Annotated in this window: 15 protein-coding genes; 2 read left to right on the plus strand and 13 right to left on the minus strand. The window is 70.6% G+C overall.

The window, feature by feature from the left end:
- Nucleotides 1-3: 3 nt before the first annotated feature.
- On the minus strand, nucleotides 4-717 hold the full coding sequence (locus ACF06X_RS06735) for a (2Fe-2S)-binding protein (protein WP_392286872.1): 714 nt from the start codon (nucleotides 715-717) through the stop codon (nucleotides 4-6).
- A 179-nt stretch (nucleotides 718-896) separates the two neighbouring features.
- Between ACF06X_RS06735 and ACF06X_RS06740 the strand changes: the two genes are divergently transcribed.
- Both ACF06X_RS06740 and ACF06X_RS06745 read left to right on the plus strand, forming a co-directional pair.
- The gene (locus ACF06X_RS06740) at nucleotides 897-1,607 is read left to right on the plus strand and encodes a carbonic anhydrase (protein WP_392286129.1); all 711 of its coding nucleotides are present in this window, start codon (nucleotides 897-899) and stop codon (nucleotides 1,605-1,607) included.
- A gap of 117 nt (nucleotides 1,608-1,724) precedes the next feature.
- The gene (locus ACF06X_RS06745) at nucleotides 1,725-2,690 is read left to right on the plus strand and encodes a DMT family transporter (protein WP_392286130.1); all 966 of its coding nucleotides are present in this window, start codon (nucleotides 1,725-1,727) and stop codon (nucleotides 2,688-2,690) included.
- Here the strand turns inward: ACF06X_RS06745 and ACF06X_RS06750 are convergent.
- The 12 genes from ACF06X_RS06750 to ACF06X_RS06805 all read right to left on the minus strand — a co-directional run bounded on the left by ACF06X_RS06750 (nucleotide 2,571) and on the right by ACF06X_RS06805 (nucleotide 14,490).
- On the minus strand, nucleotides 2,571-3,842 hold the full coding sequence (locus ACF06X_RS06750) for a transglycosylase family protein (protein WP_392286131.1): 1,272 nt from the start codon (nucleotides 3,840-3,842) through the stop codon (nucleotides 2,571-2,573). The genes ACF06X_RS06745 and ACF06X_RS06750 overlap by 120 nt on opposite strands.
- A 400-nt stretch (nucleotides 3,843-4,242) precedes the next feature.
- Complete coding sequence (panD, locus tag ACF06X_RS06755) at nucleotides 4,243-4,668, minus strand: aspartate 1-decarboxylase (RefSeq protein WP_392286132.1); 426 nt, start codon at nucleotides 4,666-4,668, stop codon at nucleotides 4,243-4,245.
- Between the two features lie 187 nt (nucleotides 4,669-4,855).
- Complete coding sequence (locus ACF06X_RS06760) at nucleotides 4,856-5,242, minus strand: acyl-CoA thioesterase (protein ID WP_392286873.1); 387 nt, start codon at nucleotides 5,240-5,242, stop codon at nucleotides 4,856-4,858.
- Between the two features lie 83 nt (nucleotides 5,243-5,325).
- Nucleotides 5,326-6,771, minus strand: coding sequence for a Re/Si-specific NAD(P)(+) transhydrogenase subunit beta (gene pntB / locus ACF06X_RS06765; protein ID WP_392286133.1), 1,446 nt, complete (start codon nucleotides 6,769-6,771; stop codon nucleotides 5,326-5,328).
- Between the two features lie 6 nt (nucleotides 6,772-6,777).
- On the minus strand, nucleotides 6,778-8,301 hold the full coding sequence (locus tag ACF06X_RS06770) for a Re/Si-specific NAD(P)(+) transhydrogenase subunit alpha (protein ID WP_392286134.1): 1,524 nt from the start codon (nucleotides 8,299-8,301) through the stop codon (nucleotides 6,778-6,780).
- Nucleotides 8,302-8,368: 67 nt separating this feature from the next.
- Nucleotides 8,369-9,604, minus strand: coding sequence for an acyl-CoA dehydrogenase family protein (locus ACF06X_RS06775; RefSeq protein ID WP_392286874.1), 1,236 nt, complete (start codon nucleotides 9,602-9,604; stop codon nucleotides 8,369-8,371).
- Nucleotides 9,604-10,629 (minus strand): phosphotransferase family protein, encoded by a 1,026-nt coding sequence (locus ACF06X_RS06780; protein ID WP_392286135.1) that lies wholly within the window; start codon nucleotides 10,627-10,629, stop codon nucleotides 9,604-9,606. Before ACF06X_RS06780 ends, ACF06X_RS06775 begins: the two co-directional genes overlap by 1 nt.
- Complete coding sequence (locus ACF06X_RS06785) at nucleotides 10,629-11,081, minus strand: MaoC family dehydratase (protein ID WP_392286136.1); 453 nt, start codon at nucleotides 11,079-11,081, stop codon at nucleotides 10,629-10,631. Before ACF06X_RS06785 ends, ACF06X_RS06780 begins: the two co-directional genes overlap by 1 nt.
- Nucleotides 11,078-11,842 carry a 3-oxoacyl-ACP reductase FabG gene (gene fabG / locus ACF06X_RS06790; RefSeq protein ID WP_392286137.1) on the minus strand — a complete coding sequence of 255 codons (765 nt, stop codon included), beginning with the start codon at nucleotides 11,840-11,842 and terminating at the stop codon, nucleotides 11,078-11,080. Before fabG ends, ACF06X_RS06785 begins: the two co-directional genes overlap by 4 nt.
- Nucleotides 11,839-12,498 carry an HAD family hydrolase gene (locus tag ACF06X_RS06795; RefSeq protein WP_392286138.1) on the minus strand — a complete coding sequence of 220 codons (660 nt, stop codon included), beginning with the start codon at nucleotides 12,496-12,498 and terminating at the stop codon, nucleotides 11,839-11,841. The genes fabG and ACF06X_RS06795 overlap by 4 nt, the downstream gene beginning before the upstream one ends.
- Nucleotides 12,499-12,502: 4 nt before the next feature.
- A complete protein-coding gene (locus tag ACF06X_RS06800; protein WP_392286139.1) occupies nucleotides 12,503-13,261 on the minus strand; it encodes an SDR family oxidoreductase in 759 nt (252 codons plus the stop codon).
- A gap of 11 nt (nucleotides 13,262-13,272) precedes the next feature.
- Nucleotides 13,273-14,490, minus strand: coding sequence for an acetyl-CoA C-acetyltransferase (locus ACF06X_RS06805; RefSeq protein WP_392286140.1), 1,218 nt, complete (start codon nucleotides 14,488-14,490; stop codon nucleotides 13,273-13,275).
- Between the last annotated feature and the right edge of the window lie 297 nt (nucleotides 14,491-14,787).

A 14,787-nucleotide genomic window follows, 5' to 3' on the forward strand; every position in this document is an offset into this window, starting at 1 on the left:
ACTTTACGGAGCGGGAGGCCGTGTCTCCAAACCTGAACCGGGAGCGTGTTCGAACACACAGTCGCCGCAGAGACCGCCCGACGGGCAGCGGTAGTAGAGGCAGCAGCTGGCGCGGCGCAGGGCGGGGCCGCGAACGGTGCCGGCCAGGTCGGGATGGGCGAGGAGCCCCGAGACGAGACCGGCGGCCCGGACGGCGACCTCCGGCCGGTCCCGCGCGCGGGACCAGCGCGTCAGCTCGCGCAGCGCCCCGGCCAGCGCGGAGCCGGCGTTGCCCCACAGGAGCCGGGGCGAGATCCGTCCGTCCTGGCGGAACGCCCGGGACAGCGGCACGAGGTGGCTGTCCACGACCGTCGCGCGGAGCTGGTCCACGGTGGCGGGGAGCGTGGCGGTGCCCGCCCACCACAGGTCGTCGGGCGAGGTCAGCGCTCCGTCCCAGGACAGCTCCGCCGGGTCGAGCCGCGGGAACCGGCCGTGGAGGGCGGCCGGGCCGAGCGCGGTCGACCAGAGCCGGGCGGCGAGCCCGAGGTGGGCGATCGAGGCGGCGACCCGGCGCTCGGGGGTGCGGAGGCGGGCGGCGACCGTGTCGACGCGTGAGGTGAGCGGGCCGGTCTCGCCCGCGTACAGGCGGGCCAGGGGCTGGTGGTTGCCGCCAGTGCCGGGCGGGGTGGTGCGCAGGGCGAAGAAGCCGCCGACCGACGCGCTCTCGTCGAGATCCACCGTCAATGCCTCCACCGCCGCTGCCTCCACCGCCGCTGCCTCACTGCCTCCATTGCCTGCCTCTGCCTCGTTCGCTTCGGCATGGACACGGTCAAGCGCGGGTCACCCTTGACCATGATCAGGTCATGACCCGACCAAGCCGGGCCCGGCGTCCGCTGCTCACCGTAACGCTCAGGCGCATGACCACTTCACCTTCCTCCGCGCCCTTCCCCTCCTCCTCCCTTTCGCGGCGGAGCGCGGTGCTGGCGCTGACGGCCGCCGCCACGGTGGCGGCGGCCGTTCCCACCGCCCGGGCCGCCGGCGTACGTACCGAGAGGCCGTCGACCGCGGCCCGGGCGCTGGCCGAACTGCGCGCCGGGAACGCCCGGTTCGCCGCCCTGCGGGCGATCCACCCGCACGAGGACGCCGCCCGGCGCGCGGACGTCGCCGTCTCCCAGCACCCCTTCGCCCTCGTGCTCGGCTGCGTGGACTCACGCGTACCGCCGGAGCTGGTCTTCGACCAGGGCCTCGGGGATCTCCTCGCGATACGGTCGGCCGGTCAGGCGCTCGACGAGGCGGTGCTCGGCTCGATCCAGTTCGGCGTCGAGGAGCTGGCGGTCGCTCTCGTCGTGGTCCTCGGGCACGAGCGGTGCGGGGCGGCGACGGCCGCCGTGGAGTACGTACGTACCGGAAAGCCGGTCGAGGGGCACCTGGCCCGCGTCGTGGAGGAGATCGCCCCGGCCGCCCGCGCGACCCGGGACCTGCCCGGCGACTGGGTCGAGAACACGGTGCGGGCCAATGTGGCCCGCATACGCCGGCGCCTGGCTCAAGATGAGGCCTTCGACGGGGCGCGGATCATCGGCGCCCGCTTCGACCTGGATACCGGAAAGGTCGCCTTCGACCCCTCCTGACCTGCGCGGGCGTACATCTCCAGGCGTACATCACCGGCTCGTACTGCGGCGGCAGTACGACCGAATGCGTTCCCAGGTACGACGACGCGAACGCCCGGAAGAGAGATCGTTGTATGTATGAGCCCCCTCCTGCTGTCCGTGCTCCTGTCACTGGTCTCGGCGGTCGCCTACGCGGCCGCGGCGATCGTGCAGGAGCGGGTCGCGGCCTCCGCCGGCGGCCGCACGTACGCGCCGGTGCGCAACCCGGTCTGGTGGGGCTCCGTCCTGCTCAACGGTCTCGGTGCGGCCCTCCATGTGGCCGCCCTCGCCTACGGTCCGCTCAGCCTGGTGCAGCCGCTGGGCGCGCTCACGATCGTCTTCGCCCTTCCCATGGCGGCGCTGTTCGTCGGCCGGCGGGCCGGGCACACGGCCTGGCGGGGCGCGATCATGGCCACGGTGGGCCTGGCCGGGCTGCTCAGTCTCACGGGCAGCGCCGAGGCCCAGTCCCCGGCCGGGGGCGAGCGGTGGCTGCTGTGCGCCGGTACGTTCGCGGTGGTCGGCACCCTGTTCGTCGCCGCGCATGTGGTGGGGCGCTCGGTCCTGCGCAGCGTGATCCTGGCCGCCGCGGCCGGGGTGTCCTTCGGCATCGCCTCGGTCTTCACCAAGACCGTGGCGGTGGAGTGGGCGCCCGGGGCGCCACTGGCCCAGTGGACGAGCCTGCTGGTGCTCTCGGCGCTCGCGGTGACGGGCCTGCTGCTCTCGCAGGCGTCGTACCGGGGCGCGGGCCTCGCGGCTCCGCTGGCGACGGTCACCGTCGTCAACCCGGTGGTCGCCGCGGCGGTGGGTCTCACGCTGTTCGGTGAGACCTTCCGCTACGGCGCGGCGGGCACCGTCGCCGCGCTGATCTGCGGCGCGGTGGCGGCGGGCGGGCTGATCCAGCTCACGACGGACCGGCTGACGACCCCCGAGGACTCCGTGGCGGTGTCAGATCGACACGCCCCGCGCGCGCAGGTAGGCCAAGGGGTCGATGTCGGAGCCGTACCCGGGGCCCGTCCGCACCTCGAAGTGGAGATGCGGCCCCGAGCTGTTGCCGGTCGATCCTGAACGCGCGATGCGCTGCCCGCCGCTCACCCGCTGCCCCTCGCGGACGGTGAGCGCGGAGAGGTGGGCGTACTGGCTGTAACGGCCGTCGTCGTGGCGGATGACGACCTCGTAGCCGTACGCGCCGCCCCATCCGGCGGAGACCACCCGGCCGGTGGCGACGGCCTTCACGGAGGTGCCGGTGGGCACTGGGAAGTCGACGCCGGTGTGGTACCCGCTGGACCAGGAGGAACCGGAGACGCGGTAACGGGTGCCGAGGGAGGCGGCGACGGGCGCGTGGAAACGGTCGCCCTGGGGAGCGGCGGCGGGCTTGGGGGCGGGCTTGGTCTTCGCCTGGGTGGCGGGAGGCTTGGGCGCGGGAGCCTGCGTCTTCGGGGGCGACTTCGGGGTCGTCTTCGGGGCCGTCGTCCGCTCGGGGGTCGTCTTCGGCTTGGGTGTCGTCTTCGGCTTGGGTGTCGTCGCCCGGGGCGCGTCTCCGGTCGGCGGCTTCGCGGGCGGCTTCGCGGAGATCCGGAGGGTCAGCTTCTGCCCCGGATGAATGAGATCGGGGTCGCTGCCGACCACGGTGCGGTTCGCCTCGTAGAGGCCCTTCCAGCCGCCCCGCACCCGCTCCTCGCGGGCGATCCGGGAGAGCGAGTCCCCGGGGGCGACCGTGTACATCTGGCGGACGGTCGGCACGGCGGTCGGCGTCGTGCCGGCAGGTGCCTTGGTCGTCCCGGTCGTCGACGCGGTGCGCTGCGCCGGTAAGGAGGCGGGCCTGACACCGCTCTCCTCCTGCTGCCCGGCGAGGCCGGCGCGGGGCGCGCAGGTCGGCCAGGCTTCGGGGCCCTGCCCCTTGAGGACCTTCTCCGCGACGGCGATCTGCTGGTCCTTGGAGGCGAGGTCGGCCCGTGGGGCGTAGTGCGTGCCGCCGTACCGCTCCCAGGTCGACTGGCTGAACTGCAGCCCGCCGAAATAGCCGTTGCCGGTGTTGATCCGCCAGTTGGAGGAGGACTCGCAGGCCGCGACCTTCTCCCAGACGTCGAGCGAGGCGGCCTGGGCCGTCCCCGCCCCGATCAGCGGCAGCGCCATGCCGGCACCGCCCGCCGTGACGGTGAGCGAAGCACGGTTGATCCGGCTCGGCTGGTGTCGGCGGTGTCGACCGCGTACGGCCATGGGCCCCCCTTGGACGCGTCTGCTGAACGCCATCAGCAGTCGCCCAAGGTAAGGGAGAGTCACTGGCCGTGACAAGGGCCCGGGCGAAAGCCCGGGCCCTTCAACTCCCTTGTGTCACCCGGCGGGACCCGGCTGAGGCTGCGGCTCGGGTTCCGGTACGGGGGTGGGTCCCGGCGGCTCGGGGACGGGGTTGGGCGGCGGTACGGGAACGGGGCCCGGCGTCGGAGGCGGAACGGGACCCGGCGGCGGCACCGGCGAGGGGGGCACCGGGTCGGGGTACGGGTGGGTCATGACGGGCCTCTCGATCGGGTGGGGGCCGTACGGCTCCAGGGTCTCCTGAGGCGTGTGCCCGCGCCCGCCGGACGCATTCCTCCGGGTCGGCCCGAGGCCGCCGGAGCGATCAGGCCTGGGCGGGTACGGCGTGCGGGCTGCGCTCGGTGTCACTGCCGGGCACCGGCGCGGAGGCGTCGGAGCCGAGCTCCACGATCCGGTTGTCCCCGTCCACGTGCACCACCCGCGGCACGAACGCCCGCGCCTCGGCGTCCTCGACCTGCGCGTAACTGATGAGAATCACCAGGTCACCGGGGTGCACGAGATGAGCGGCGGCCCCATTGATCCCGATCACCCCGGACCCGCGCTCCCCCTCGATGACATAGGTCTCGAGCCGGGCACCGTTGTCGATGTCGACGATGTGCACAAGCTCCCCGGGAAGCAGATCGGCCGCCTCCATGAGGGCGGCGTCGACGGTGACGGAGCCGACGTAGTGGAGATCGGCCTGGGTCACGGTGGCCCGGTGGATCTTGGACTTGAACAGAGTACGCAGCATTTTGGACTCCTGAAATACGGCTCCCTGCCAGCTTTCTGCAGGTCAAGGGCGGTGTACACCCTACTACTGGCACACGTCGGAATCGACGATTGTGAGGAACATCGCTGCGCGGCCGCCCGCCCCTGCCGCGCAGGTGGGCGAGAGAGCCCCGCTCGATTCAGCTGCACCGCTCCGAGAGCCGCGAACTTCATCCGATATGTCGGGCAAGCAGCGCAAGCTCGTGCCGTTTGAGTGGAGTGGAGCAGCGCTCGCTTCGATCCCAACGGACAAGCACGGCTCGGGAGGTGGTGTGCAGCGTTGTGCCGGACGTGACGATCCGCTCGGCAAGCGTGAAGCTCGAGCGCGAGAGTCGCTCGACCGCTATCTCGACCGCCGCCGGACCGTCGTCCACAAGGAGCTCACGACGGTAGTCGAGCTCCTGGCGGGCCAGGACGAACGCCGGCTCGCTCTCGTGCCACAGGTCACGCAGCCACCGCCAGCGTGCCTCCTCCAGCAGCTTCAGATGGGCGTAGGCGGTGACGTGACCGAGGTAGTCGGTGAGCTCTTCGGTGAGTTCGATGGGGACACGTTCCATCACGCCCACTCCTGGACCCGAATCACTTCGCCGGTTGGCACAGCGTTCCTCCTGCCTTGATGAGATGACGTCTCCACGTCACGTCAGAGTGAGGCGACGATGTCGCCGACCCTGTCCTTGGCGTCGCCGAAGAGCATCTGCGTGTTCTCGCGGAAGAACAGGGGGTTCTGCACGCCGGCGTAACCGGCGGACATCGACCGCTTGAAGACGATGACGTCCTTGGCGTTCCAGACCTCCAGGACCGGCATCCCCGCGATCGGGGAGGACGGGTCCTCGGCCGCGGCCGGGTTGACCGTGTCGTTCGCGCCGATGACCAGGACGACGTCGGTCTGACCGAAGTCGTCGTTGATCTCGTCCATCTCGAGCACGATGTCGTAGGGCACCTTGGCCTCGGCCAGCAGCACGTTCATGTGGCCGGGGAGGCGACCCGCGACCGGGTGGATGCCGAACCGGACGTCGACGCCCTTGGCCCGCAGCTTCGCCGTGAGGTCCGCCACCGGGTACTGCGCCTGTGCCACCGCCATGCCGTAGCCGGGCGCGATGACCACTGACGAGGCGTTGGCCAGCAGCTCGGCGGCCGCGTCGGCCTGGATCTCGCGGTGCTCGCCGTAGTCCCTGTCGTCCAGAGCGACGCTCGCCTGGCCGAAACCGCCGGCGATGACCGAGACGAACGAGCGGTTCATCGCCTTGCACATGATGTAGCTCAGGATCGCACCGGACGAGCCGACGAGCGCGCCGGTGATGATCAGCAGGTCGTTGCCGAGCAGGAACCCGGCGGCGGCCGCGGCCCACCCCGAGTAGCTGTTGAGCATCGAGACGACGACGGGCATGTCGCCGCCGCCGATGGCGGAGACCAGGTGGAAGCCGAGCACGAGCGCGAGGGCGGTCATGGCGAGCAGCGGAAGCAGGCCGATGCCGTCACCGTGGTCGTTCTGGACCAGCGAGAACCACATGCCGAGGCCGACCGACACGAGGACGATCGCCAGGTTCAGCAGGTGCCGGCCCGGCAGGGTCAGCGGCGCGGACTTCATCTTCGCGCTGAGCTTCAGGTTCGCCACGATCGACCCGGTGAAGGTCACGGCGCCGATGAACACGCCGACGAAGACCTCGATGTCGTGGACGGTGTCATGGCCGGCGCCGTGCTGCAGATACGAATTGATGCCGACCAGCACCGCGGCCAGACCGACGAAGCTGTGCAGCAGCGCGATCAGCTCGGGCATCCCGGTCATCTCGACTGTCCGGGACCGCCAGGCGCCGATCATGGCGCCTGTGGCCATCATCGTCAGAACGACGAAGACGGCGACCCCCAGGTGAGGCACGTCGGCATTGCTGAGTTCGTTCTGCTGTGCCATGAGCAGGACGGTCGCGACGAGGGCGAGCGCCATGCCGACCATGCCCAGGATGTTGCCCTGTTTAGCGGTCTCGTGCTTCGACAGGCCCGCCAGCGCACCTATGAAGCACAGACCGGCGATGATGTAGCAGCCGGTGATGAGGCCGTGCAGGTGCGGTGAGGTGAGGAACTCGTTCATTGTCGATCAGGCCTTCCGGAACATGTGGAGCATGCGCAGAGTCACCAGGAAGCCGCCGAAGATGTTGATGCTCGCGATCAGAACGGCGATCGCGGCGAGGATCAGGATCAACGCGTTGCCGGCCGTGCCGACCTGGATGATGCCTCCGACGAGGATGACGCCCGAGATCGCGTTCGTCTCGGCCATCAGCGGGGTGTGCAGGGCGTGGGCCACGTTCGAGATGACGTAGTAGCCCGCCACGACCGCCAGCGCGAGCACGGTGAAGTGCGAGAGGAACTGGAACGGGGAGAACGCCGCGAGCAGCGCGAACAGCACACCCGCCAATCCGACGGCGTACCACGTGCGACGGGGGTCGGCAGGCTTCTTCTCCTCCTTGACCGGAGCGGCTACGGCCGGCCCGGCGGCCGGCGCGGCCGACACCTGCACGGCCGGCGGCGGCCAGGTGAGCTCGCCCTCCTTGACCACGGTGATGCCGCGCTGCACCACGTCGTCGAAGTCGAGCGTGAGCACGCCGTCCTTCTGCGGGGTCAGCAGCTTGAGCAGGTTGACGATGTTGGTGCCGTACAGCTGCGAGGTCTGCGCGGCCAGGCGACCGGCCAGATCGGTGTACCCCAGGATGACCACGCCGTTATCGGTGACGACCTTCTGGTCGGCGATCGTGCCGGCGACGTTGCCTCCGTTGGCGGCGGCCATGTCCACGATGACCGAGCCGTTCCGCATCCCCGCCACGGTCTCGGCGGTGATCAGGCTCGGCGCCGGGCGGCCCGGGATCAGCGCGGTGGTGATCACGATGTCGGCGGCACGCGCCTCCTCGTCGTACAGCGCCGCGGTCGCGGCCTGCTGCTCCGCGGTCATCGCCTTGGCGTAGCCGTCGGAGGACACCTCGGACTCGAAGTCGACCTGGACGAACTGGGCGCCCATCGACGCGACTTGTTCGGCCACCTCCGGACGTACGTCGAAAGCGCGCACGATGGCGCCCATCGCGGAAGCCGCACCGATGGCGGCCAGACCGGCGACGCCGGCGCCGACGACGAACACGCGGGCCGGGGGGATCTTGCCGGCGGCCGTCACCTGGCCGGTGAACATCCGGCCGAACTCGTGGGCGGCTTCGACCACGGCGCGGTAACCCGCCACGTTGGCCATGGAGGACAGCACGTCCATCGACTGGGCACGGGAGATCCGCGGGACGGCGTCCATCGCGAGCGCGGTGATCGGACGGCGCGACAGGTCGGCGACGAGTTCCTCGTCCAGCCGCGGATTGAGCATCGCGATGAGGGTGGCGCCGGGCTTCAGCCGGTCTCGCTGAGCGAGGGTCGGCGCGTTGACTCCGACGACCACGTCGGCCGCCAGCGGGTCGCCGAGTGTGGCGCCCGCCTCGGCGTACTCCTGGTCGGAGACGCGAGCCAGTTCGCCGGCACCGGGCTCGACGACGACCTCGTAGCCGAGCTTCAGCAGCTGCGTCACGGTCGCCGGCGTCGCGGCGACTCGTGTTTCGCCGGACCGCTCTTCTTTGAGGATTCCAATGATCACCGGGCCTCCCCCAGACCCTGTCCGCCGTGACCTTCGGGGAAGGCTGCCACCTGCTCGATCATGTCGCTCATGCCTGTGCCTTCCGCCTCGCTGCCTGGCGCCGGAGCTCGCTCTTCGCGAGGGCGTTCTTGTGGACCTCGTCCGGGCCGTCGGCGAACCGCAGGGTCCGGATGTGGGCGTACATGCCGGCCAGCAGGAAGTCCTGGGACAGCCCGCCGGCGCCGTGGACCTGGATCGCCTTGTCGAGGATCCACTGCACCGTGGCCGGGGTGGCGATCTTGATGGCCTGGATCTCGGTGTGCGCGCCCTTGTTGCCGACGGTGTCCATCAGCCAGGCCGTCTTGAGCACGAGGAGCCGGAGCTGCTCGATACGCACCCGGGACTCCGCTATCCAGTCGCGGATCACGCCCTGGTCGGCGAGGGGCCGGCCGAACGCGACCCGCTCCTCGGCGCGGGCGCACATCAGCTCGACGGCCCGCTCGGCGATCCCGATCGAGCGCATGCAGTGGTGGATCCGGCCCGGGCCGAGGCGGGCCTGCGCGATGCTGAACCCGTCGCCCTCCCCACCGATCAGGTTGGTCGCGGGAACCCGGACATCGGTGAAGGAGAGCTCGGCGTGCCCGCCGTGCTCGCGGTCGTCGTAACCGAAGACCTCCATGCCGCGGTGGATCTCGACGCCGGGGGTGTCCCGCTCGACGAGGATCATCGACTGCTGGCGGTGCCGGTCGGCGTCGGGGTCGGTCTTGCCCATGACGATGAAGATCTGCGCGTTGGGGTTCATCGCGCCGGTGATCCACCACTTGCGGCCGTTGAGCACGTAGTCATCGCCGTCGCGCACGATCGACGTGGCGATGTTGGTCGCGTCGGAGGAGGCGACGTCCGGCTCGGTCATCGCGAACGCCGACCGGATCTCGCCGTTCAGGAGTGGCTGGAGCCAGCGCTCCTTCTGCTCGGGGGTGCCGAACATGTGCAGCACCTCCATGTTCCCGGTGTCCGGCGCCGCGCAGTTCATCGCCGGGGGCGCGAGGTGCAGGCTGCGTCCGGAGATCTCCGCCAGCGGGGCGTACTGGAGGTTCGTCAGGCCGGCACCGTCCTTACCGGGGAGGAAGAGGTTCCACAGCCCGCGGGCGCGGGCCGCGTCCCTCAGCTCCTTCATGACCGGGACCGAGTCCCACGCCCACGGGTCGTCGAGCGCCGCCTGCTGCTCGTGGAAGACGGTCTCGGCCGGATGGACCTGGCTGTCCATGAAGTCGAGGAGGTTCTCGCGCAGCCTCTGGGTCCGCGCGTCATACCGGAAGTCCATCATCGGTACTCCTTGAGTGCGTTGAGGCCCGCGTCCAGCAACGGGTGGATCGCGTCGCCGATGCGGTCGAAGCCCGCCCCGACGGTCTGTCCGTTCAGATGGCGGTAGTGGATGCCTTCGAGGATCGCGGCGAGCTTGAACGCGGCGAGGCCGAGGTAGAAGCCGAATCCGGAGAGGTCCCGGTCACTGCCGCGCGAGTACTGCTCGATCACCTGGTGCTCGTCGAGGAACCCGGGTGCCGTGGAGACGTCGCTCAGGTCGCTGATGCCCGCGCTGCCGAGGCGGAAGTAGACGAGCATCAGCGCCAGGTCGGTCAGCGGGTCGCCCAGCGTGGCCATCTCCCAGTCGAGGACGGCGGTCACCTGGTCGGCTTCGTCGACGAGTACGTTGTCGAGCCGGTAGTCGCCGTGCACGATGCCGACGGCGGACTCGGCCGGAACGTTCGCGGACAGCAGCCGGTGGAGCTCGTCGGCTGCCGGCAGGTCACGGGTCCACGACGCGTCGAGCTGCTTCTTCCAGCGGCCGACCTGGCGTGCGAGGAAGCCCTGCGGCCGGCCGAAGTCGCCCAGTCCGACCGACGCCGGGTCGACCGCGTGCAGCGTGGCGAGCGTGTCCACGAGCCGCTCGGAGATGGCACGGGTGCGCGCCGGGCCGAGGGAGGCCAGCTCGGCGGCCTGCCGGTACGGTGTGCCGGCGCACCGCTCCATGACGTAGAAGTCGGCCCCCAGGACCGAGGCGTCGCCGCACAGGGAGTACGTCCGCGGGACGGGCACGCGGGTGTTCTGAAGCGCGGACATCACGCGGTACTCGCGGGCCATGTCGTGGGCCGTGGCCAGGACGTGTCCGAGCGGCGGTCGCCGGACGATCCACTCCTGCGCGCCGTCGGTCACGACGTAGGTGAGGTTGGACTTCCCGCCGGCGATCAGCGTCGCCCGCAGCCGGTCACCGGCGTCCGGGATCTCAGCCGCGAACCATGCGCCGAGGGCGTCGAGGTCGAGACCGGGGGGCATGTCGGTCGTCGCCATCACGGCACCACCACGGCAAGCATGTCGACGACGCACGCCGGCTTGTCGCCGCCGTCACGCTCGATCGTCACCCGGGTGGCTACCTGGTAACCGAGGGCGTTCGGCGTGACCGCCGTCAGCTCCACGCCGGCTCGGACGCGCGAGCCGACCGGCACCGGCGAGGGGAAGCGGAGCTTGTCGGCACCGTAGTTGACGCCCATCCGGACGCCTTCGACGGTGTACACCTGCCAGGTGAGCATCGGCACCAGGCTGAGGGTGAGGAAGCCGTGCGCGATGGTCGAGCCGAACGGCCCCTGGGCGGCCTTCTCGGGGTCGACGTGGATCCACTGGTGGTCGCCCGTCGCCGCGGCGAAGGCGTCGATCCGGTCCTGGGTGATCGTGTGCCAGTCCGAGTGGCCGAGATGCGTGCCGACGGCCTTCTCCAGCTCGGCGACGCCGTTGAAGACCTTCATGCCTGCGGCCCTCCGGCGACGTACAGCACCTGGCCGGAGACGAAGCCGGCGCTCTCGCCGGCGAAGAACGAGACCGCGTTCGCGATGTCGGCCGGGAGACCTCCGCGGCCGACCGGGATGTTCTTGACGATCGCGGCCCTGAAGTCCTCGAACGAGTAGCCCATGCGCTCCGCGGTGGCCTTGGTCATCTCGGTCTCGATGAACCCGGGGGCGATCGCGTTGGCGGTGACGCCGAACTTCCCGAGCTCGAGGGCGAGGGTCTTGGTGAAGCCCTGAACGCCGGCCTTGGCGGCCGAGTAGTTCGCCTGACCGCGGTTGCCCAGCGCGGAGGTGCTGGACAGGTTCACGATCCGGCCCCAGCCCGCCTTGGTCATGTACCCCTGGACCGCGCGCGTCATCAGGAACGCGCCGCGCAGGTGCACGTCCATCACCGCGTCCCACTCGTCGACGCTCATCTTGAACAGCAGGTTGTCGCGGATGATCCCGGCGTTGTTGACCAGAACGGTCGGCTCACCCAGCTGTGCCGCGATCCGCTCGACCGCGGCCTCGACGGCGCGCTCGTCAGCCACGTCGACGCCGACGGCGAGGCCACGGCCACCCGCCGTCTCGATCCCCTCCACGACCGCCTTGCAGGCGGTCTCGTCGAGGTCCAGTACGGCGACGGCGAACCCGTCGGCGGCGAGGCGGCGCGCGACCCCGGCGCCGATGCCGCGCGCGGCTCCGGTCACTATCGCGATCCGCGGCGTGGTGGGTGTGGTCATGTGATGTCTCCTGTCGAGTGAGGGTTGAGGTCCGGCACGAGGCCGGCGAGCGCGGCGCGCGTCGACGAGGCGTCGACGTGCAGCAGGCCGTGCAGGCCCACGCTTCGCGCACCGAGCACGTTGGGCTCGGCATCGTCGAGGAAGAGCACCCGGTCGGGGGGTACACCGAGCCGGTCCAGGGCCAGCTCGTAGATGGCGGCGTGGGGCTTGCGCAACCCCACTTCGCCGGAGATCACGACCGGGTCGAAGAACGCGTCGATCCACCGGCGCGGGTAGGTGTTGCCCCAGCTGTTGGAGAGCAGGCCGACCCGCACGTCGTGCCTGCGCAACTCCTCGGCCAGCGCGAACATCGCGGGATCCGGTCGCATGCCCGCGAAGAAGCGGCCGAGGATCCCGGAGGCGATGACGGGACGTCCGTCGGTGGTCCGCAGTTCGGCTGCGAACAGCGCCTCGAACTCCTCGACCGGGAGCTCTCCGGTCTCCAGCCGGTGGATCGGCGTACCGTCCGGGGCGTCGCGGGACAGCCACGCCCGAAGGGTGTGCGAGAAGGACTCGGGTGCGATCGCGTCCGCGACGAGCCAGTCGGCGATCGCACGCTTCACCGGGCCTGTGAGCACGCCTCCGTAGTCGAACAGGACGGCGTCGATCTCGCGCACCGGGTCACTCCCCGGCGCCGGTGAGGCTGACCCCACCGTCGATGAGTACGGTCTGGCCCGTGAGCCAGGCGGCCTCGTCGGAGAGCAGGAAGGCCACCACGCTGCCGATGTCCTCGGGCTCGCCGAGCCGCTTGAGGGGGTACGCCGCGGCGATCTCGTCCTCGCGTCCTTCGTAGAGCTTGGTCGCGAACTTCGTCTTCACCACGGCCGGCGCCACGCCGTTGATCCGGATGTCCGGCCCGAGTTCGACCGCCATCAGTTCGGTGAGCGAGTTCAGCATCGCCTTGCTCGCGCCGTAGAAGCCGATTCCCGGCGCCGTGCGGACGCTTGAAAGCGAGGAGACGTTGACGATCGCACCGCCGTGCTCCTTCATCCAGGCACGGTGGACCTGCTGCACCCACGAGACGGCGGCGATGCAGTTGACCTCGACGATCTTCCGCGCCACCGCGAGGTCGAGCTCGACGAGCGGTCCGTACACCGGATTGATGCCGGTGTTGTTGACCAGGAAGTCGATGCTGCCGAAGGTCTCGATCGTCTGCCGGATGACGTCGGCCTGGTGGTCGCCGTCGTCGGCGCGGCCCGCGACGGCGAGGGCCACGTCGGGCCCCCCGAGGTGGGCGACCGCCTCGTCCAGGGCGTCCTGCTTGCGGGCGGTGATGACGACACGGGCGCCGTCGGCGACCAGTCGCTCGGCGATGCCGAGACCGATGCCGCGGCTCGCTCCGGTGACGATCGCCGTCCTGCCCTCGAAACGCTTGCTCATGTCCGTTCCTCTCAGCTCAGCCGCTCGATGACCATGGCCATGCCCATGCCGCCACCGACGCACATGGACTCCACGCCGAACTGCTTGTCGTGCCACTGCAGGGAGTTGATGAGAGTGGAGGTGATACGGGCACCGGTCATCCCGAAGGGGTGGCCGACGGCGATCGCGCCGCCGTTGACGTTGAGCTTCTCCAGCGGAATGCCGAGCAGCTGGGCCGAGCCGAGCGACTGGACGGCGAACGCCTCGTTGATCTCGAACAGGTCGATGTCGTCCACGCCCAGGCCCGCGTTGCGCAGGGCGGCCGGGATGGCCTCGACCGGGCCGAGGCCCATGATCTCCGGCGACAGCCCGGTGACGGCCGTGGACACGATCCGAGCGAGCGGGGTGAGGCCCAGCTCCCTGGCCCGGACGTCGCTCATGATGACGAGCGCGGCAGCACCGTCGTTGAGCGGGCAGGCGTTGCCCGCGGTGACCGTGCCGTCGGGGCGGAAGACCGGCTTGAGCCCGCTGACGCCTTCGAGCGTGGTGCCGGGGCGGGGCCCGTCGTCGGTCGAGACGACGGAACCGTCGGGCAGGGTCACCGGGGTGATCTCGCGGGCCCAGAAGCCCTCCTCGATCCGCCGGCATGCGAGGTTCTGGCTGCGGACGGCGAACTCGTCCTGCTCCTTGCGCGACATGCCGATGGTCTGGGCGACGTTCTCCGCGGTCTGGCCCATCGCGATGTAGAGGTCCGGCAGCGCCCCGGTCGTCCGCGGGTCCACCCACGCGTCCGCTCCTCCGCTCGCACGCTTCTCGGTACGCGCCTGCGCCTCGGCGAAGGCCGGGTTGTGCCCCTCGGGGTTGTCCGCGAAACCGTTCGCGTAGCGGCTCACCGTCTCGACGCCGGCGGAGATGTACGCATGTCCCTCACCGGCCTTGATGGCGTGGAGCGCCATACGCGTGGTCTGCAGGCTGCTCGAGCAGTACCGGTTCACGGTGACGCCCGGGAGGCCGTCCATGCCGGCCAGCACGGCGACGGCGCGGCCGAGGTTGTTGCCCGACTCGCCCGCCGGCTGGCCCACGCCGAGGATCAGGTCGACGATCTCGGCAGGGTCCAGCTCGGGCACCTTGGCCAGCGCGGCCCGCACCATCTGGACGGCGAGCTCGTCGGGACGCATGTCCTTCAGGGAGCCCTTGCCGGCGCGTCCTATGGGGGACCGTGAGGTGGCGACGATGACTGCTTCAGGCATGCTTTCTCCAGGGATACTAAGCGGTTGGTCACCCGCCACTCTCGGCATCGGGACGCGGGGCGTCAACGGTCAGGCAACAGGAGTGACCCAGGTGGGGGATCCGCGCCGAGACGATGACGCTCATCCCGCGGACACGACCGGATCCATGGGGCATCAGTGACCATGCGCGTGTGACGCGAAGCACGGATCGCCGGAGAGCGACGAGGCGCCCGACCGGGGGAGGCGGAGGCAGCCCACGCGATTCCGGGCGCACGACGCGCGGACGGGCCCGCGACATGTGTCGCGGGCCCGTCCGCG

It is taken from the genome of Streptomyces sp. NPDC015346, from assembly GCF_043078785.1.
Lineage (GTDB): Bacteria > Actinomycetota > Actinomycetes > Streptomycetales > Streptomycetaceae > Streptomyces.

Excerpts from the sequence above, each read along its gene's own strand:
- ACF06X_RS06745 (WP_392286130.1), top strand. The coding sequence starts at position 1,725 with ATGAGCCCCCTCCTGCTGTCCGTGCTCCTGTCACTGGTCTCGGCGGTC.
- ACF06X_RS06740 (WP_392286129.1), top strand. The coding sequence starts at position 897 with ATGACCACTTCACCTTCCTCCGCGCCCTTCCCCTCCTCCTCCCTTTCG.
- pntB (WP_392286133.1), bottom strand. The coding sequence starts at position 6,771 with ATGAACGAGTTCCTCACCTCACCGCACCTGCACGGCCTCATCACCGGC.
- ACF06X_RS06780 (WP_392286135.1), bottom strand. The coding sequence starts at position 10,629 with ATGGCGACGACCGACATGCCCCCCGGTCTCGACCTCGACGCCCTCGGC.
- panD (WP_392286132.1), bottom strand. The coding sequence starts at position 4,668 with ATGCTGCGTACTCTGTTCAAGTCCAAGATCCACCGGGCCACCGTGACC.
- ACF06X_RS06750 (WP_392286131.1), bottom strand. The coding sequence starts at position 3,842 with ATGGCCGTACGCGGTCGACACCGCCGACACCAGCCGAGCCGGATCAAC.
- ACF06X_RS06775 (WP_392286874.1), bottom strand. The coding sequence starts at position 9,604 with ATGGACTTCCGGTATGACGCGCGGACCCAGAGGCTGCGCGAGAACCTC.
- fabG (WP_392286137.1), bottom strand. The coding sequence starts at position 11,842 with ATGACCACACCCACCACGCCGCGGATCGCGATAGTGACCGGAGCCGCG.
- ACF06X_RS06785 (WP_392286136.1), bottom strand. The coding sequence starts at position 11,081 with ATGAAGGTCTTCAACGGCGTCGCCGAGCTGGAGAAGGCCGTCGGCACG.
- ACF06X_RS06760 (WP_392286873.1), bottom strand. The coding sequence starts at position 5,242 with ATGGAACGTGTCCCCATCGAACTCACCGAAGAGCTCACCGACTACCTC.
- ACF06X_RS06805 (WP_392286140.1), bottom strand. The coding sequence starts at position 14,490 with ATGCCTGAAGCAGTCATCGTCGCCACCTCACGGTCCCCCATAGGACGC.
- ACF06X_RS06800 (WP_392286139.1), bottom strand. The coding sequence starts at position 13,261 with ATGAGCAAGCGTTTCGAGGGCAGGACGGCGATCGTCACCGGAGCGAGC.